The sequence below is a fragment of the Acinetobacter sp. AS167 genome (assembly GCF_037152175.1).
GTDB lineage: Bacteria > Pseudomonadota > Gammaproteobacteria > Pseudomonadales > Moraxellaceae > Acinetobacter.
In genome coordinates this window covers 196,922-216,202 of the sequence record NZ_JBBCMP010000004.1, presented here as the reverse complement: position 1 = coordinate 216,202, position 19,281 = coordinate 196,922, and the positions used below count along the sequence as shown (strand labels likewise).

At 36.2% G+C, this 19,281-nt stretch carries 15 protein-coding genes, 1 tRNA gene and 1 pseudogene; 7 read left to right on the top strand and 10 right to left on the bottom strand.

Features of this window, described 5'->3' with window-relative positions:
• The first annotated feature begins 14 nt into the window (after nt 1-14).
• Nucleotides 15-653, top strand: a complete 639-nt coding sequence (gene nfuA, locus WFN33_RS09735) for a Fe-S biogenesis protein NfuA (RefSeq protein WP_004819478.1) — start codon at nt 15-17, stop codon at nt 651-653.
• A gap of 299 nt (nt 654-952) precedes the next feature.
• Nucleotides 953-2,986, top strand: coding sequence for a ligand-gated channel protein (locus tag WFN33_RS09730; protein WP_336952839.1), 2,034 nt, complete (start codon nt 953-955; stop codon nt 2,984-2,986).
• Nucleotides 2,987-3,033: 47 nt separating this feature from the next.
• Here the strand turns inward: WFN33_RS09730 and WFN33_RS09725 are convergent, their stop codons facing one another.
• Nucleotides 3,034-4,044, bottom strand: coding sequence for a hypothetical protein (locus tag WFN33_RS09725; protein ID WP_336952837.1), 1,011 nt, complete (start codon nt 4,042-4,044; stop codon nt 3,034-3,036).
• A complete protein-coding gene (locus tag WFN33_RS09720; protein WP_336952835.1) occupies nt 4,041-5,087 on the bottom strand; it encodes an alpha/beta fold hydrolase in 1,047 nt (348 codons plus the stop codon). The genes WFN33_RS09725 and WFN33_RS09720 overlap by 4 nt, the downstream gene beginning before the upstream one ends.
• 322 nt (nt 5,088-5,409) lie before the next feature.
• Here WFN33_RS09720 and WFN33_RS09715 point away from each other — a divergent pair, with 322 nt between their 5' ends.
• Complete coding sequence (locus tag WFN33_RS09715) at nt 5,410-6,024, top strand: carbonic anhydrase (RefSeq protein ID WP_336952987.1); 615 nt, start codon at nt 5,410-5,412, stop codon at nt 6,022-6,024.
• A gap of 62 nt (nt 6,025-6,086) precedes the next feature.
• Here the strand turns inward: WFN33_RS09715 and WFN33_RS09710 are convergent, their stop codons facing one another.
• From WFN33_RS09710 to WFN33_RS09700, 3 genes are all read right to left on the bottom strand, one after another.
• Nucleotides 6,087-7,574: a long-chain fatty acid transporter gene (locus WFN33_RS09710; RefSeq protein ID WP_336952833.1), complete on the bottom strand. Its 1,488-nt coding sequence runs from the start codon at nt 7,572-7,574 to the stop codon at nt 6,087-6,089.
• 408 nt (nt 7,575-7,982) lie between these two features.
• Nucleotides 7,983-8,055: transfer RNA gene (locus WFN33_RS09705), tRNA-Arg, on the bottom strand.
• 72 nt (nt 8,056-8,127) lie between these two features.
• A complete protein-coding gene (locus WFN33_RS09700; protein ID WP_336952831.1) occupies nt 8,128-9,498 on the bottom strand; it encodes an amino acid permease in 1,371 nt (456 codons plus the stop codon).
• 317 nt (nt 9,499-9,815) lie between these two features.
• On the opposite strand from WFN33_RS09700, the gene prpF reads away from it, so the two are divergent.
• From prpF to WFN33_RS09685, 3 genes are all read left to right on the top strand, one after another.
• Nucleotides 9,816-11,003, top strand: coding sequence for a 2-methylaconitate cis-trans isomerase PrpF (prpF, locus tag WFN33_RS09695; protein ID WP_336952829.1), 1,188 nt, complete (start codon nt 9,816-9,818; stop codon nt 11,001-11,003).
• A 256-nt stretch (nt 11,004-11,259) separates the two neighbouring features.
• A complete protein-coding gene (locus tag WFN33_RS09690) occupies nt 11,260-12,219 on the top strand; it encodes a sensor domain-containing diguanylate cyclase (protein WP_336952827.1) in 960 nt (319 codons plus the stop codon).
• Nucleotides 12,220-12,369: 150 nt separating this feature from the next.
• Nucleotides 12,370-13,281: a polyprenyl synthetase family protein gene (locus tag WFN33_RS09685; protein WP_336952825.1), complete on the top strand. Its 912-nt coding sequence runs from the start codon at nt 12,370-12,372 to the stop codon at nt 13,279-13,281.
• Between the two features lie 428 nt (nt 13,282-13,709).
• Here WFN33_RS09685 and WFN33_RS09680 read toward each other — a convergent pair.
• The 5 genes and pseudogenes from WFN33_RS09680 to WFN33_RS09660 form a co-directional block, all read right to left on the bottom strand.
• A pseudogene (locus WFN33_RS09680) lies at nt 13,710-14,638 on the bottom strand (IS5 family transposase).
• Between the two features lie 117 nt (nt 14,639-14,755).
• Nucleotides 14,756-15,607: an SPFH domain-containing protein gene (locus WFN33_RS09675; protein WP_336952823.1), complete on the bottom strand. Its 852-nt coding sequence runs from the start codon at nt 15,605-15,607 to the stop codon at nt 14,756-14,758.
• A gap of 26 nt (nt 15,608-15,633) precedes the next feature.
• Nucleotides 15,634-16,095 carry an NfeD family protein gene (locus WFN33_RS09670; RefSeq protein WP_336952821.1) on the bottom strand — a complete coding sequence of 154 codons (462 nt, stop codon included), beginning with the start codon at nt 16,093-16,095 and terminating at the stop codon, nt 15,634-15,636.
• Nucleotides 16,096-16,233: 138 nt separating this feature from the next.
• Nucleotides 16,234-17,151, bottom strand: a complete 918-nt coding sequence (locus WFN33_RS09665; RefSeq protein WP_336952819.1) for a patatin-like phospholipase family protein — start codon at nt 17,149-17,151, stop codon at nt 16,234-16,236.
• Nucleotides 17,152-17,211: 60 nt separating this feature from the next.
• Nucleotides 17,212-17,838 carry a lysophospholipid acyltransferase family protein gene (locus WFN33_RS09660; protein WP_336952817.1) on the bottom strand — a complete coding sequence of 209 codons (627 nt, stop codon included), beginning with the start codon at nt 17,836-17,838 and terminating at the stop codon, nt 17,212-17,214.
• 154 nt (nt 17,839-17,992) lie between these two features.
• On the opposite strand from WFN33_RS09660, the gene WFN33_RS09655 reads away from it, so the two are divergent.
• Nucleotides 17,993-19,246 carry an MFS transporter gene (locus WFN33_RS09655; protein ID WP_336952815.1) on the top strand — a complete coding sequence of 418 codons (1,254 nt, stop codon included), beginning with the start codon at nt 17,993-17,995 and terminating at the stop codon, nt 19,244-19,246.
• Nucleotides 19,247-19,281 lie beyond the last annotated feature (35 nt).

Genomic DNA, 19,281 nt, shown 5'->3' with positions numbered 1-19,281 from the left:
TTGAGGATAGAGTTATGTCGACTGAGAACACCAATACTGCGGTTGCAGAAGAAATTCCAAATTTATTGATTACTCCCAATGCGCAAGAGTATTTAAAAGATCTTTTGGAGAAGCAAAATACTCCAGGAATTGGCGTTCGTGTATTTGTTGAAAATCCAGGTACCCCACGTGCTGAATGTTGTATGGCATACAGTGCACCTGATGAAATTGCTCCAACAGATTACAAACAAGATTATCCTGATTTCCCAGCATTTATTGATACACCGTCGATTCCATATCTGAAAGATGCTGTAATTGATTACAACAAAGACCGTTTCGGTGGGCAGCTCACTTTCCGAGCACCTAACTCGAAAGTACCACGTGTTGGTCCAGATGCCTCTATGGAAGAACGAATTACCTATATTCTTCAGGCAGAGATTAATCCTGGATTGGCAGGGCATGGCGGAAACTGTGCACTAGTAGAAGTAGTAGAAGATGAAGAACATGGTTTAACTGCGGTATTAAAATTCGGTGGGGGTTGTCAAGGCTGTTCTGCGATTGATGTAACGTTAAAACAAGGTGTAGAAACTACGCTTAAAGAGCATATTCCTGAACTAGGTCGTGTGGTCGATCAGACTGATCACAGTCAAGCAGAAGGTGCTTATTTCAAATAGTCTGTATATCAATGTAGATATTTTACTGTTGTTCAAAACCTCCGGATTTCGGAGGTTTTTTTATGGTTGTCACATAGCTAAATTTTATTTTTGTATTTTTAAATATTGATAAGCTTAAATGAATCTTAAAAAATAGAATAAAAACTTAAAGATATACTCATAAACGTCCAAATATTAACCGAATGGTTAATAAAAATGAGAATAGTTATTAATATTGTTTATAATGCTGTGGTGTTTTATTACACATTGTATCTAAATCTTCATTGTCTATTCATTGCTGAGCCTCTTTGGAATACCTTATGTCTACTAACCGTATCATCCAATCTGCGTTATCTCTCTCCATTATCACCGTTATGATGGGTACTGCCTATGCAGCAGATTCACAAGAACCTTCTAATAAAACTAATTCTCAGTCTACAGAGTCAACTAAATTAGAAACAATTGTTGTGACAGCAAGTGGTTTTGAGCAAGAGGTGAAACAAGCTGCCGCATCTATTTCTGTATTGACTCAAGAAGACATTAATAAAAAAGCGTATAGAGATATAACTGATGCACTCAAAGACGTTCCTGGGGTTGTCGTAACAGGTGGTGGCAGTTCAAGTGATATCAGTATTCGTGGTATGGGAAGTGCTTATACGGTTTTTTTGATTGATGGTAAAAAGGTCAATACACGTTCAGTTCGACCAAATAGTGATAACTCGGGTATTGAGCAAGGTTGGATGCCCAGTATTGAAAGTATTGAACGTATTGAAGTGATCCGTGGCCCGATGTCTGGTTTATATGGTTCAGATGCCATGGGCGGTGTGATTAATATTATTACCAAAAAAGTCGCAGATACTTGGACAAGTTCGGTTAAGTTAGATACGACACTACAAGAAAATAGAGATTCTGGGGATATCTATCAAGCAAATCTGTATGTTTCTGGTCCTTTAATCCGTAATTTACTTGGTTTAAAGGCGAATGGAACATTCTCACAACGCAATGAAGATGACATCATTGGTGGCTATAATAAGCAACGTATACGTGCAGGTGGCGCAACACTGAGTTTGACGCCAAGTACTGAGCATACCATTGACCTCGAATATCAGCGATCAATTCAAAACCGTGATCAAACTGTAGGTAAAACAATTGCAAATGTACCAGGGCGAAATGGTAAGCTCCCAACAGACTCATATACAGATTATTATCGTACCGAATATAGTTTGACTCATCGTGGTGAAATTGGCGATTTAAAGACACATTCTTATATTCAACGTGAGGAAAATGAAAATCCATCACGTAGCATGGAAGCAATCAATACAACATTTAATACTTTGAACCAAATCAATCTGGGTTCCCATGCTTTAAGCTTTGGGGGAAGTTATTTAAAAGAAGAGCTTGAGGATTTTGGCAATCAGTTAGTCATTGGTGGCTCAAAATTAACCAATTTAGACCGCTATAGCTGGGCATTATTTGCTGAGGATGCGTGGAATATTGTAGAGCCATTCACGGTAACGGCTTCATTACGCTATGACAAAGATGAAAATTTTGGTGATCATTTTAGCCCGAAAGTCTATGGTGTTTGGACCTTAAATGATAATTGGATTGTCAAAGGTGGGGTATCAACAGGTTATAAAACTCCGGCCTTACGTGCCACTGTTGCAGGGTGGGGACAAGCAACAGGTGGTGGTCAGTCGAGTGGTATGATTGTAGGTAATCCAGATTTAAAACCAGAAACAAGTATTAATTATGAAGCATCAATTAACTGGGATAATAATGACAATTTAGATGCAGGTTTTACCGTATTTAATAGTGAATTTAAAGATAAAATTACTGAAATTCGTACCTGTCAAGGAGACTCTGGAACTATGGGATGTTCTTGGTTAGGTCAAAACTTTGACTTTATCAGTCAACGTATTAATGTCGATAAAGCAAATATGCGTGGTATAGAGGCAACTCTGGGTTGGGCAATCACGCCAGATGTTCGTTGGGCAACAAATTATACATTTACAGATACCGAACAAAAGAGTGGTGCATTTAAAGGTAAGCCATTAAATGAAATGCCGAAACATATGTTTAATACCACATTAGATTGGCAAACAAATGATCAAGTTGGGATGTGGAGCCGCTTAAATGTAAGAAGTAAAACTTCTGACTATTTAAGTCGCACATCTATGGGGGATGGTAGACCAGCGTATGCAATGATTGATGTTGGTCTAAACTATAAACCTTCTAATGCCTTACAGTTTAATGCTGGTATTTATAACTTATTTGATAAAAGCATAGATACAGCGACTTATAATTATGTACTGGATGGCCGCCGTTACAATTTGGGTTTAATTTATAAGTTCTAAAGCTAGATTAAATTGCATTAAATCTGTTTAGTTATGAAAAAGGCGCTTTATACGCCTTTTTCAATATTTAGAATCTTTAAAGTTTCATCGGAATAATAAAATTTTTCCAAATAGATCCGTGCACGACTTTTTAAGTGTTGAGAAGCAAGCATCTGTTGAATAACAGGTTCAAGTAACTGTTGTAATTGATTTTGAATCAATGCTTCATCAATGTTGATATCACTTAAAATTAAATCAAAAGGTCGCTCTTCATTACGTACATACCAAGTCAGTACACCATCATGTACTTGTTTCTTTAAATAATCTGTTTGGCGAATATGTTCCCATATCTCATGCCCCATACCCACAGTTTTAGGTAAGTCGTTAATTTCAACATAATTACGCAATACAGCAATCGGTACTTTTTTAATTTTATGCCATAAATTGGCTTGAAAATGATAAAGTTTATTGTCATCAAATTGTTGATTAATGACTTGTTCACTCAACTGGCTAATTTTAATAATATTTTTTTGCAGATAATGCTTAACCGTATCATCTAAATTAGTGTCGGTAACCGATTCTAAAACTGATTTCCCCATCTTCATAAAACGTCCCACCCCCGGGACTTTTTTATTCATGACCGAATTATCAATATAATCCTGGATAGAGTGATGAATCAGTTGGGTTAACATACTTGAAAAGGCTGGATTATTGACAACACGTTTGATCAAGGCTTGACGATGACGTGATTTACTTGCGACATATTGGGCAATTTTATCAATTGTGGTGACTGGAATAATATCTTCAATTAAGGTTTCATCGTTACTTGGATGAATCAATGCAAAACGAATATGTTCAGCGATTTGCTCAATGAGAAAGTTATTTGCAGGCGTTGCTAAAATTTGCTTTAACAATAAATCATGGATTTGTGCAAAAGACCAAATTTGTTTTAAAGGCTGTTTTCTAAACCAGTGATAAAATTCAGTAAACTCAATTTTAATCGTATCTATCTGTGAAAACTCTTGGTCTAAAAAGCCAAGTTGGGCTTCGATCAATTGTTCAATAAGTTGATTTTTCATTTTTTGAGCTCAATTTGTCCATGTGTTTGATCAGACAATGGATTTTGCAAGGGCTGTACCTTATTTAAAAAGCTTAAATACTGATCTGCAACTCGTTCAGGTGCTTCGAGTAGGGGCATGTGTCCAACATGTTTTAGAATAATCGGTGTTTCAGCACGTTTTAATACCGACTTTAATTCATTTGCAACATCTGCATTTACAATCTGATCTTGTTCACCCCAAAGAATCATGGTGGGTGCCTCAATGTTTTTTAACATTGTGGTAAAGGTTGCAGGGGTATATAGTCGATTGAGGGCATCAATTTGATTGATAATTTTGGCAGTGTCTTGAGATTTAGCAATAAATAACTTTTCTTGTTCATCTTTAATTACACGGGCAGTAAAAGGTGGATTAAACATCACCTTTTTCATTACAAAATCCAAATCGCCTTTTTGGGTGATCAATAACTGTTTTAGATAGATAGGATTTCTTAGATAATTGGTGTTTGTCGACTTAAAAATACCGCCAGTACTCATCAAGAATAAGCTTTTAGTATCAAAAGGGTACTGTGAAGCATAAAACATTGCAATGGTTCCACCCAATGAGTGTCCTGCAATATTTAAATTATCTTGAATATGTGCGGCTTCAATAAAGCGTCTAAGTTGCTCTGTTACATTCGGCACAGATAAATCAAAATTGGCTGGGACTTGGGTAGTTCCAGCAGAAGGTAAGTCTGGAATAATGACATGATAATAAGGGGTTAATGACTGCGCAATATCATTCCATGTATCACGGCTGCTGGCTAAGCCATGAATCAGTAAAACAGTAGGTTTATCTTTAGACCCACCTTCACTATAAGACCAAATAACATCACCTACACGCAATGTTTTAGAACTTAAGCCTGCCCAAGCACGTTCTTCTTGTACAATTTTTAAATAATCCACATATTCTGGTGTACTAGCGGTTGCATTGTGGCTAGTTAAAAACAATACACCGATCGCAGTCAAACTTAACAATATGCTGTTTAAAAAATGAAGAGTTTTTTTATGGGACAGTTCAGACATGCATAGGGTTCCGAGTAAAAGACTAGGCATTATATAAAGTAAAAATATTATTCATGATCATAATTTTTTCAACATTTGCCGAGAAAGTCTTATTTGTAAGTTTTTTGCCATACTTTAAGCTTCTAACTCAACTAATATAAAGATTATTTTGTAGTTTGGTTAAATAATTTTATTGAAAATGTGAGTTATGTCTACATATTGTTTAAGTTTTGGTAGATAAACCATGCATAACAAAAATTGTAACAGAGTTTATTTTTAGTCAGTGACTTTCAAATTTTACGGCATTAAAATAATGCAAATCTCCACACAATGGAACGAAGACATGCTAACCGCTCAAGAAGCTTTAGAACGATTAAAACAGGGTAATGAACGTTTTGCACATGGTGAAACAAATCTGACTAAATTTTTGACGCATCAGCAACGATCTGAAATGATGGACAATCAAGAGCCATTTGCAATTATTTTAGGCTGTTCGGATTCACGTGTCCCAGCAGAAATGGTTTTTGACCAAGGTTTTGGCGATTTATTTGTGATTCGTGTTGCAGGTAATATTGTTGCGCCATCGCAAGTGGGGAGTGTGGAATTTGCCGCAGATAGTTTTGGTTGTCCATTGGTTGTTGTTTTAGGGCATAGCCATTGTGGTGCGATTCATTCAACGATTGAAGCACTTAAGAATCCCAACACACCTCCTTCTGCAAATCTCATGTCAATTGTGAATCGTGTACGTCCGTCAGTTGAAATTTTAATGCAAACTGAATTGAAAGATGATTTAGAAAAGTTATCTATGCATGCAGTGAAATCAAATGTTTTTGCCTCTGTTAATCAATTGCGCCATGGTTCAGCTGTTTTAGAAAACTTAATTGCAAAAGGTAAATTGAAAGTCGTTGGTGCTGAATATTCTCTAGAAACAGGTGAAGTTTCTTTTTATGATTTTTAAAAATTTAAATTTCTAAGATAAAAAATCCCACTTAGAGTGGGATTTTTTATCAGTATAGATTCTTAGAATCTATAACCCATTTTTAAACCATAAGCGATTGCATTGTTATCTTTAAATTCTGCAACATAGGCATCACTACCTGCTTGAGCACCCGTTTGTGCTTTAGCATCGCCTAACCAGAAGTATTTAACACCACCCGCAATGAAAGTCGCAGGTGTAGGGCTATATTGAACTCCTAAACCTACATTCCAATAACCTTCTGTTGGGCCTAAAGTTGAAACTGGGTTACCAGCACCTGAGTCCCAACCCACTGAGACATTACCTGCCCATTGGTCATTAATTTTACGACCGAGACCAGCTGTCACTGTATATTGATCATCAGAATATTCAACGAGGTTAAATCCGTTTGGACGACCAACAATTGGACCAACTGCTTCAGAAACTTGACCAAACTTTAATGGGCGGATTGAAAAGTCTTTCCAGTTCACCCAACGAAGATTTGCAAATGCAACTGTATTTGCCATGATCCCTGATTGTAAATCAATGTTGACCGACTGTGGTGTCGTAATTGTCGTTTTACCATTTGAAGCGGCAATTGCTTGTGCAGCAGCAGCTCCGCTATCACCGAGTAATGCTAATGCTCCAAGCGTAGGAATCGATTCATTAATATTGACATCATGATCGATTTCAGAGCGGTAAGTTACCGATGCTTTTAAGGCAATATCTGGAATTTGATAAGCAGCACCTGCTAACCAACCCACACCGCCAGTTTCTTTGATGTTAGCATCATAGCCATTGTATAAACTATATGCTTGACCACGAAGGCTTACATTTCCTTTAATGGTTTGGTATACACCACCACCAAAGAAGTTCAAGTTAGCTATAGGTTGAAAACCAAAAATCATTGAAATATTTTGGGTGTCAACTTTAACTTCAGTACTGCCTTTACCCAGTGTACTATTAGCCCCTGCAATACCTTTATCTACAGCTTGTGTTACGCCTGTTGTGATCAAAGCCATTGCATTTGCATTTCCTCGAATTTGCGTTGCAATTTGATCAATTACAGCTTGAGGTGGTGTTGGAGAACCAGTCATCGCAATTGCTTGCTGTGTTGCTCGGTCAACAACTTGTGAATTTACATTTTTAGCAATAGTACTAGCACGAAGCGCTGTCAATCTATCTTGAGGTAATACCGTATCGCCATTAGAAGAGACAAATGCATTTTCACCAGAGTATTTTGCATCCGCGCCAAATGGTTGGTCATACAATAGACCGAATGATACTTGATCAGTGAGTTGTAATTTAATAGCGGCAGATGGAAAGTAATAATCCCCACCCATATCATCAATTTCACGATATGGTTTAGGTGTATCGCCAGCTTCTCGGCCTTCAACAGTCGGGTCTAAAACTGAAATACCAGCTTCAAAATAATTATTAGGTTGAAGGAATGCCGAAATAGATTGGCCTGAGCGATCCATTGCTGCGGCAAAAACACCAGTCATTGGCAAACTTGCAGCAATTATCGCGATTGATAAATTTTTTAATTTCATTTTAATTTTTCCCTAATATAATAAAATGAATACTTTGAAGTACTTAAGTTTTGAATGAGAAATAATTTTGATACTTAAATAATCAACTCAAAGTTACTTCTATTTACAAAATAGCATATAAAAAATAAGAGTAAATACTCTAGAGGGTGAATTAGTAAAAAAAAAATGAACTATGTAGTTTTTTTTGATTTGCGAGAATATAGAAAAATATATAAAGATGTGATTATTTAGAGGGATATTACAAATTTATAGATATAAAACAATAAAATTTAGATATTTAAGTAATTGATGGATTGAGTGAAATTTAAACAATTAATTGAAGTGAAATATAAATTTATCAGGTTATATAAATCGCTTTATATTAAATTTTTATAAAAAAGAGACCTTCACTTCTTGCTTTTTCAATAGTGCGCCCTGCGGGACTTGAACCCACGTCTGTCACTTAGGAGGCAACTGCTCTATCCAGTTAAGCTAAGGGCACAATAAGTCAATAATTTACCGTATATACATATGAAAAAAAAGCTATTATCTAAATAATAGCTTTACGTTGGATTTATTTTTCTTCAGTCTTTATTTCATTTGGATTTAAAATATCAAACAAGACTAACATCAGTGTAATCCATACGGGAATCATCAATACTGACTCTTTAAATCCTTGATCCCACATGATATATAAAACGATACCAATAAAAATAATTACAACGAAATTACTAACAGGTGCCCAAAGTGCGGGGTATTTACTGGTTTGATTGGTCAAACGTAGAGCGCGCTTAAACTTCAAATGGGTGAGTGTAATCATAAGCCAGTTTAAAACTAAAGCACCAACGACCACATACATCAAATGACTTAAGGCATCTTCTGGTAAATAATAATTTAAAGGTACACAACCCAAAATTAAAAATGCAGAAAGTAATACCGATGGAATTGGAACACCATGTTTATTGGTTTTAGTAAAGATTTTAGGTGCATTGCCTTGTTTTGCTAAACCATAAAGCATACGGCTATTGGCATACATACCACTGTTATAAACAGATAGTGCCGCAGTTAAGATAATAAAGTTAACCAGATGAGCTGCCCATGCAATCCCAATCATACTAAAGACCATAACGAATGGGCTTTTATCTAAACCACCAAAATTCAATTGGTTCCATGGAACTAAAGACAAAAGAATAATCATTGAGCCTACGTAGAAGATGAGAATACGAGGAACGACTTGATTAATTGCTTTAGGAATCGTTTTTTCTGGGTCTTTGGCTTCGGCAGCAGCCATACCAACTAATTCAATACCACCAAAACCAAACATAAGGAAAGCCAGCATATAAAATAAGCCGTCAAATCCATTTGGAAAAAAACCGCCATGTGACCATAAGTTTGAAAAAGCAATACCTGAACTTACATCTGCGGTCAGAACTAAATAGATACCAAATACAATCATTGCAACAATCGCAGTGACTTTAATAATGGATAACCAAAATTCTGATTCACCGTAAAACTTTACATTTCCTAGATTTACCAGTGTAATCACAACAAAGAAGAACAGTACAGATATCCAATTGGGAATTTCAGGCCACCAATAATTGATGTATTTGCCAACAGCAGTTAATTCAGTCATTGCAACTAGGACGTAAAGCATCCAATAGTTCCAACCTGTTAAAAACCCAGGAAATTTACCCCAATATTTATTGGCGAAATGGCTAAAAGAACCAGCTACTGGTTCATGTACAATCATTTCTCCAAGCTGACGCATAATTAAAAAAACGATCAAACCACCAATGGCATATCCCAAAATAATGGATGGCCCAGCTTTTTCGATCACATGTGCTGAACCTAAGAACAATCCTGTACCAATTGCGCCACCCATGGCAATCAATTGGATATGACGATTCTTAAGTCCACGCTGTAATTGTGTAGACTCGTTGCTCAATGTGTACAACTCTATTTATGCGAATTTAATTATTGTAATAGATTGGTTACTTTTAGCCTAGTATACGATGGATGTATGGGAAGGAACTGTGAAGTCAAAAAATAGGATTTTTAATTTTTTTGTTAATTTTCAATAAAATAATCATAAGTAATAATTTTCACACCATATTTAAACTGTTTAACTTTTAATCTTTGTGCCAAGATTTATTGAATATTTGAGTTAATTTATCAGTATTTTCATTCCAAAAAGGGTACTATAAAACTGAATGATGATTCATTATTTGATACAACAAAGAGAATTTAAAGGAATACGAAAAAATGAGTTCTGCACCACAAATCAAAATCCCAGCAACCTATATGCGTGGTGGTACTAGTAAAGGTGTCTTTTTTAAGCTTGATGACTTACCTGAACGTGCACAAATAGCAGGGCAATCACGTGATCAGTTATTACTTAGAGTCATAGGTAGTCCAGATCCTTATGGAAAGCAAATTGATGGGATGGGTGGGGCAACCTCAAGTACCAGTAAAACAGTTATTTTGGCTAAAAGTTCGCAACCTAATCATGATGTTGACTATCTTTTTGGGCAAGTGTCTATTGATAAAGCGTTTGTAGATTGGAGTGGTAATTGCGGTAATTTAACTGCAGCTGTTGGTTCATTTGCAATTAGTAATGGTCTTGTTGCTACTGATCGCATTCCAGAGAATGGCATTTGTACGGTTCGGATTTGGCAAGCCAATATTCATAAGACAATTATTGCTCATGTTCCTATTACACAGGGTCTAGTTCAAGAGACGGGTGATTTTGAATTGGATGGTGTCACTTTCCCTGCTGCAGAAGTTCAAATTGAATTTTTAGATCCCGCCGATGATGGTGAAGATGGTGGAGCCATGTTCCCTACAGGTAATGTCGTTGACAACTTAGATGTGCCTGAAATTGGTACATTTAAAGCAACTTTGATCAATGCGGGTATTCCTACAATTTTCTTAAATGCTGAAGAGATTGGCTACAACGGAACTGAACTACAAGAAGATATCAATAGTGATGTCGCTGCATTAGCACGTTTTGAAAAAATCCGTGCGTATGGTGCTGTAAAAATGGGTTTAATCAAAGACATCAGTGAGGCGATAAATCGTCAGCATACTCCTAAAGTTGCATTTGTATCCAAAGCTAAAAGCTATACCTCTTCGAGTGGTAAACAAGTGAGTGAAACGGACACAGATTTATTGGTACGTGCATTATCAATGGGTAAATTACATCATGCCATGATGGGAACAGCTGCAGTCGCAATTGGTACGGCAGCAGCAATCCCAAATACCTTAGTGAATTTAGCTGCAGGAGGTGGTGAGCGTGAGGCGGTACGCTTTGGACATCCATCTGGAACACTTCGTGTAGGGGCACAGGCTTTGAACGAAAAAGGGCAATGGATTGTCAAGAAAGCAATGATGAGTCGTAGTGCACGTGTATTGATGGAGGGCTGGGTTCGGGTGCCAGCAGATAGTTTTTGATAGATTTATATACGTTCTAATTTCTACTTAAGTAATTTTTACGTTGAAATTTTAATAACCTTGCGCTCGCAAGGTTTATTTTTTGTGATTTATATCAATAAAAGTACTAATTTTGTATTGTGTGTGGCAAAATGTTTGCAGTATTTTATCATACTTACTTTATGAGATAGCAATTTTGATTATTTGCTGTTGTAAAAAATTAATACATTAAATGCTGATTTCAATAGATTAAAATTTATTGGCTTCGAGGTGGCGTATGGAACAAGAGTCTAAAAAACTACGAGATAGCCTTGAAGACATCAAAGTTTTTGAATATTTACAAGACATCGATAAATTACATCTGGTTTCTTTTATTTCACAAATTCCTTTGCCTATTGCATTATTTGATCAAGAAGCACGATTTTTGGGGGTAAATCAAAAGTTTGCAGATATTTATGAAAGTGACGCACTTTATCTATTTGACAAGTTACTGAATACATTTTCAACTGTAGTCTATACACATTTTCATGAAGCAATGCGTTATTTTGCAAAGAAAAATAACTATTTTGAACAAGAATTCTATGTAAAAGGAAAATTTTATCTTTCTTATTTTAAAGCAATACGTAATCAATATGATGAGATTGAACGAGTTGTGGTGGTTTGCTCAGATATAACGCGTTTGAAGCGTCGTGAAAATGTACTTTTGCAAAATAATAAAAAATTGCATGATCATCTCTATTTAGACTTTGTCACAGGTTTACAAAATGCTTTTGCTTTTGAGCATTATTTAAATAGAGTTTGGCAAAAAAGCCATGAAACGTATCTATCATTCCTGAAAATTGATTTAGATAACTTCAAACGATTTAATCAATTGAATAGTTATACGGCAGGTGATGAGGTCTTAATACAGTTAGGTTCTGTATTAAATGAAGCGATTGCTCAAACTGAAGAAGCCGAAATTTTTCGCTTAAATTCAGCAAGTTTTGTTATTGTGATTGAACACCTGACAGAGTGGGCTGTTGTAACACTTGCTGAAAGGCTTAAATTTGCAGTTACTAATGAAAAGATATTATTTGGCAATAATAACGAATACCTTACTGCGTCTATAGGAATTTATCATTTAGATCTACAAAAAAAACAGATTGAGATTGATGTTTTACAAAAATTAGAATTTGCAGTACGAGCTGCTAAAGAAAAGGGAAAAAACTCGCTGTTTCTATTAAAAAATGAGTTGTAAATATCTTGAACTTATTCAAATGATTCTATTGGAATTAAGAGATGAGAATTATAGTAACTCATAGTAGAATGTTCTGACTCATCAAATTTACCAATTCATCTAAAACTTCTGATTTTTTAGTTTTAGAGATTCGTACAAACCGAGGCAGATGTGACTTCTATTCCCAATGTAAATGCAGAAATTTTAAAACGAGCGCAAGTACAAATTCAGCAAGATTTACAAGTTGCTTTAGATGCCTTTTCATTGCCAGAGCCATTAAAATCGGCTGTGCATCATACGGTGATGTTAGGTGGAAAACGAGTTAGACCTGCTTTAAGTTACGCAACAGCACATTTAAAAGCAAATAATCCAAATTTTGCAGCTGTGCGTAGAGCTGCGGTTGCGATTGAGTTTATTCATTGTTACTCCTTGGCACATGATGACTTGCCATGTATGGACAATGACTTGTTACGTCGAGGGCAGCCAACTTGTCATGTGGCTTTTGGTGAAGATACAGCGCTTTTAGCAGGAGACATTCTGCAATCAATGGCATTTGAAGTGTTAGGGAGTCGTCTATTTGATCAAGGTCAAGCCGTTGAACATAGCATTATTCTTAAGCAAATGCAAATTTTAGCAACAGCCAGTTCAAAAATGGTGTGTGGTCAGGTTTTAGATTTACAGGCTGAAGGTAAGCATGTTGATCAAGCGCATTTAGAAAGTATCCATCTTAATAAAACTGGGGCTTTAATCCAAGCTGCAATTATGATGTCTGCTGTGACAATTTTTGTAGGTACAGATCAGGCTATTCCCCAATTGCGTCAATATGGTCAAGCGATTGGATTAGCATTTCAAGTGCAAGATGATATTTTAGATGTGGTTTCTGATACTGAATCTTTGGGAAAAACTGCAGGTAAAGATCAACAAGTAGATAAGTCGACATATCCTGCTTTAATGGGATTAGACAATGCCAAAATTTATGCACAACAATTACATGACCAAGCATTTAAAGCCTTAGAATATTTTGGTGAGGATGCTCAGGAATTGAATCAAATTTCTCAATTTTTATTGGCAAGAAAAAGCTAAATCAGATTTTCAATAAAGTAATGCTCATCAGTAGTACTTAAATAGAGTACTTAGATAAGATAGATTAACACTGTTTTTTCATAGTTTAATTCGACATGATATCGCTATGAATGGAGACATGAGTACTAAGATTGTTTTAAGTACAGGTTTGTCACCTTAGCAAAAAGGATTTTTGTTAATTTCATATATGAAAGTAGAACATTACTTGCAAAATTGATTTAAACGCTCAATCCAAGCGACAGTACAAAAAATTTATGAGGTTACAATTTAAACTTAATGTAATGCGGTGATTTATTTATCTCTCAGCACTAAAGAAATATTTTTGAATCATTTAAATTTGATGAATCCCCCTCAATGTGGGGTAATCAATTGAATAGGCTTTGTTGCACAAAGATTCGAAAGTCTAAATTCCTTTGCATAAGTCAAGTTTAGACCACAATTCGGGTGCGAGTTCTATCTAATTCACTGAATCTGTTTAATACACGAGCATTATTAATGCGCAAGGTACATAGATTTCAACGACCTGACTTTGAAAGTTCCTTGTGCTTAGTTTGTCGCCAAATAATTTTATGCAGCGCATCTTGGTATTTACTAAACTTCTCTGAGGGTAACCTGACCATTTTTCCATAGTATCCTACCTAAATGTTTGGCTGTTCGAAGCAGCTCATTGCATTCTAATGAGCAAGTTTTTGTATTTTTTCAAGGCTTGACATTTTTTCTTAGGGATCACCATATGTGCCAATTTGTCTGAAATCACCCGTTAGCAGCTTTTAGTATCATAAGCTCCATCAGTATAGATGGAATTGAGTTGTTCACTTGGTGGAGTCTGATAGAGTAAATCACTAATATTATTTGTAGTGTTTTAGCATCGATACCTCTATGGAGCTTATGCCATTGGGGGCGATATCCAGCTTATTGTTGCTTAGGCTTCCATTCACCTTATTTGATCAACGAAAATTTTAAATCTTGTGAAGCTGGCATCTCATGTTTAAAAGTAGGTGAAGTATACAATGACTTTTTAATAGCGAATCGTAATCTCAATATACTTTTGTCTTCTAAAAATAGTGAAAAAATCTAAAGCTGTTTAATCAAGCCCTCATAATTTAATCAAGCTTTAAACAAAGCCTGTGCCCATACTTAAAGACAATTAGAATAAGGATTTAATCATCAAATAAGATTGAAAGATTGAATAGTCGCATCTGAATAGGTTTGATTGCTACCTTGTTTACCGCTCCGATTAGGCATACCACTTTGTATTAGAACCAAACTAAGTGGAGATATTTCCACGTTGGAATAGAGCTCGGTTGAAACAAGACCAATTGAGGGTGTGCTATGTGTGAAGTTTGGGCTTATTCAATCGCGAATTATATTACTGAATCAGACCTTATGGGCATGTTAATGCAAAAAACTATTTCAAGATAAAAATAGGCAACACATCGGTTGCCTATTTTGAGCAATTTTTTAAATTTCAGAATTAATTTCTGCCCATCACACCGCGAATCGTATTCATAATATCCGCAGGTAACACAACCGTTTTGGCATTATTGGATTTGGCCATGTCTTGCATAGCTTTGACATATTGCTCACCCAATAAGTAGGCAACAGGTATTTCTTTATCACCTACAGCAGAGGTCACCATTTCAATAGCACGCTGTGAAGATTCAGCCAATACAACTTGAGCTTCAGCATCGCGACGAGAAGCTTCTAAACGTCCATCAGCTTCTAAAATAGCGGCCTGTTTTTCACCATCTGCTTTGGTTACAGTTGCACGACGTTGACGTTCGGCTGCTGCTTGGGCTTCCATCGCTGATTGCATCGTGTGTGATGGTTGAATGTCTTGAATTTCCACAGTTTTTAGTGTGATGCCCCAGTCGGAGATATCATCAGAGATTGCTGCTTTTAATTTCGCTTTGATATGATCACGTGATGACAATGCATCATCTAGGTCCATTTCACCAACGATTGAACGTAGGGAAGTCTGCACCAAGTTTTGAATTGCCCAAGTGTAGTTTTCGATACCGTACACGGCTTTTTCTGGTGTGGTTAAATTGATATAGGCCACGGCATTCATCACTAATACAGCGTTATCACGTGTGATTACTTCTTGTGATGGGATATCTAGAACAATATCTTTTGTGGTTACTTTATAAGCAACTTCATCCACATATGGAATGACGAAGTTTAAACCAGGACTCAGTGTGATGTGATATTTACCTAAGCGTTGTACGATCCATTTATAACCTTGAGGAACAATACGGACACCTTTGAAAATGGTCACAGCCACAAATAGAAATAAGACTAAAACAACAATAGAACCAAAACCCATTTAATTTTCCTCTTTATTCTTCATTATTAAGATGATGAATGTAGTTGTACAACTAGATCATTACCTAAAATATCAGTCACTCGTACACGGTCACCTACTTGTACAGGCGATAACGTACGGCAATTCCATTCATCAGAACCCAAAACAGGCATTGGAAAGCGGACACGAATTTGATCATGGCTAAGCCCAGTTTGAATGACCATACCCGTTTGACCAATGGTTGCTTCACGAGAAAGCCCAGCTTTAGTTTTATCTACAGATAAAGGTTTAATGAATTTAAACCAAGCCACAGTACAAATGATAGATAAGATAATCCAGCAAACGACTTGCAAGGTGAAACTCATACTTGGGAATAACCACAATAAAATGCTGACTATAACTGCAGCGATACCAAACCACAAAGCCGCAAATGCTGGTAGTAGAAGTTCAGATAAGATCAGCAATATGCCAAGTACAAACCAATGCCACGGTTCAAAAATAAAGTTCATACATCTACTCGAGTGATTATCATTGATATAGATGACGGATCATCTATATCAATGTAGCAGATCATTTTAGTGCTGCATATAAAAACGTGATTATTCTCGTTTTAAAGCATTATTGATTATATGACCGTTATTGCGGTATTAAAATTTTGCCCGTGGTGCAGGTTTTAATGCAGCAGGTGTTTTTTTAAAGTTATTAATTGCAGCTTGAATCGCAATGATTTTGCCTTGGGCTGCTTTTTCACCTTCTAATATGGCTTGGTTACTCGACTTAAGATCAAGTGTACCTAAGTGTCCAACTTTAGGCTGAATAACAATATTTGCTTGAGCCAACTCATTGTTAATACTTTGTTGTCCCATGATGTTAATGGTTTGATCCAATAAGCCCCACATATTCATGGGTTGGCTGCCACTTGGACGAGCAGAAATATCAACTGCAATCACGATATCAGCTCCCATATCACGCGCAGTCTGGACAGGAATTGGGCTAACTAAACCACCATCAACATATTTTGTATGACCAATCGTGGCTGGTACAAAAACATTCGGAATACTGCAAGAAGCTCGGACTGCTTGTCCTGCATTTCCTTTAATAAATTCAGCTTTTTTACCATTGTCTAAGCGAGTGGCAACTGCTGCAAAACGGATTGGAAATTGCTCAATAGGTTTATTCGCAACATTCCGATTGATATAATCTTGTAGTTTTTGACCAAGAACAATACCTTGGCTATTTATAGTTAAATCACGCAAATCGGATTCTTTCAATTGTTGTGCAATTTGCTGCATTTGAAATGGTGTTTTACCACTGGCATAAATACTGCCAACAAAACTTCCGGCACTGGTTCCAGTCACAATTTTAGGTTTGATCCCATGTGATTCTAAAACTTTGAGCACGCCAATATGAGCGAAACCTTTTGCTCCACCGCCACCTAAAGCAATCGCGATAACAGGCTCACGTGCTTTAATTGCAGTGGTCTGTGTTGGAGTTTTGGTAGTTTTGTCACAGCCAACAAGGGCTAGACCCAATAAGCCTATAAAACCAAGTTGTTTAAAACGCATGGAGTATTACTTTTGATCAAAATGTATGTTGCACATCTGAACAGATTGTCTCTGTTTTTTCTAGTTATTTTTCAAAAGTTTTTGTAAAGGAATTGATAAAAAATTAGGCCGTTTAGGTGAAAAATTACCTTTAAAACGCGCTAAAATTTCTGCTAAATCTTGCTCATAATCTCCTGTAGGTTGCAATGTTCCTAAGCAGTGAATTTGCTTTTTCTCATAATCGAATGAGAAAATTGCAATCGGTATTTTGGCTCCCATAGCAATATGATAAAAACCACTTTTAATTTTTTCAGCTTTTTTCCGGGTACCTTCAGGTGCAATCGCAATCCAAATTTTATCTTGCTCTTGTATGATTTTAACAATCTGTTGGGTGAGTCCATGTGGTGAATCACGATGAACAGGAATGACACCCATCCATTCAAAAAGTACTTTAAGTGGCGTTTTAAACAGGCTATCTTTTCCAAAAATTGTGACTTTAACACCAATACCTAACATCGCGAGGAAGGCATATAAACCATCATAATTAGAGGTGTGTGGCGCAATAAATACCACCGCTTTAGGTAAATTGGGAAATTCACCTTCAAATCCCCAGCCTTGAACTAAGTAAAGGTTTTTAAAAATATTACGACTGGTGTTTGTACCACGCTGAGGTACTTGATCAGGTATCATTGGAAAATTTTGTGACATTGTATTTTTATATGATTACTCTTGCATTGATTTTGGTTTTTGCTTAATAGTAACGATCTGCAAAATGTAAATATTACAAAATTCGTAGATAAAAGCAATACATACAGAATCAAGTTACGCCCATTTATATTGACATCATTCGAGTTTAGATTGCATGCGACACACCTATTTGTTGTTATTTTCATTGTATTGGGCACAGGGTTTACCTGTAGGATTTATGACGCATGCTTTACCAGTAATTTTGCGATCACAAGGCGTGTCATTGGCACATATCGGTGGCTTTGGATTACTCATGGCCCCTTGGGCAATTAAGATTTTGTGGGCGCCCTTTGTGGACAGTTTTGGACATGATTCCAAAGGGCATTATCGCAGTTGGATTATTCCAACCCAACTTTTAACCATTGCTATCTTGACCATTTTATCTTTTTTACCGATCCAATCCCTGAATGAACCGATCTATTTATTATTGTTTTTTATGGCTTTGCTCTGTATGAACAGTGTTGGTGCAACCCAAGATATTGCAACGGATGGCTTAGCCGTTAGTATTTTAAAAGGGGATCAGCAACATATCGGGAATATGATTCAAGTCATTGGCTCTCGTTTAGGATTTATTGTTGGGGGCGGGGCAATCTTATGGGCAATGGACTGGTTAAGTTGGCAAAGTACGTTTTTGATTTTAGCAGGAATTGTGGCTTTAAATACAATCCCTATTTGCTTTTACCACGAACCCAAACACTTGAAAAAGACTGCTTTAACACATTTACACGATGACGCTACACAGCACTTTATTGAAAAACTTAAAAGTTATTTAACTTATTTCTTTGTCAATAAAAAACTAAGAGCATGGTTCTTTGTGCTTTGTAGCATCAAAATAACCGATGGCTTTACAGGTCCAATAACTAAACCTTTGTTGGTTGATCTACAGCTGAGCCTTTCTCAAATCGGCATTTATATCACAATGTTAGGGGCATTTTCTGCATTATTGGGTGCAGGCTTGGCCAGTTTAATGTTAAAAAATCTAAAGCGTCAGCAAGCCTTAATCCTATTTTCTATTTTGAAATTGATCAGTTTAGCAGGGTTTGTGTGGTTAGCAGCTCAATATGAACAATCTCATTTTGTAGCACCGTGGTTAATTTATTTGATTAATGCTTTAGAAGATCTGTTTGCTGCAATGCTTTTAGTCATAATTTTAACATTAGTGATGCAATATAGCCGTCAAGAATATGCAGGTACAGATTTTACCTTTCAGGTCTCGATTATGGCAACAATCAGTGGGTTGTTGTATACCTTAAGTGGCATGATTGGCGATCAATTGGGATATTTTAATTATTTAAGTTTGATTTTAGTGATAGGCATTTTTTGTCAAATCCCTATAATATATTGGATCAAAAAGATACGTCATTCATAATATTATGAACTTAAATTTTGATAATAGCTATGATC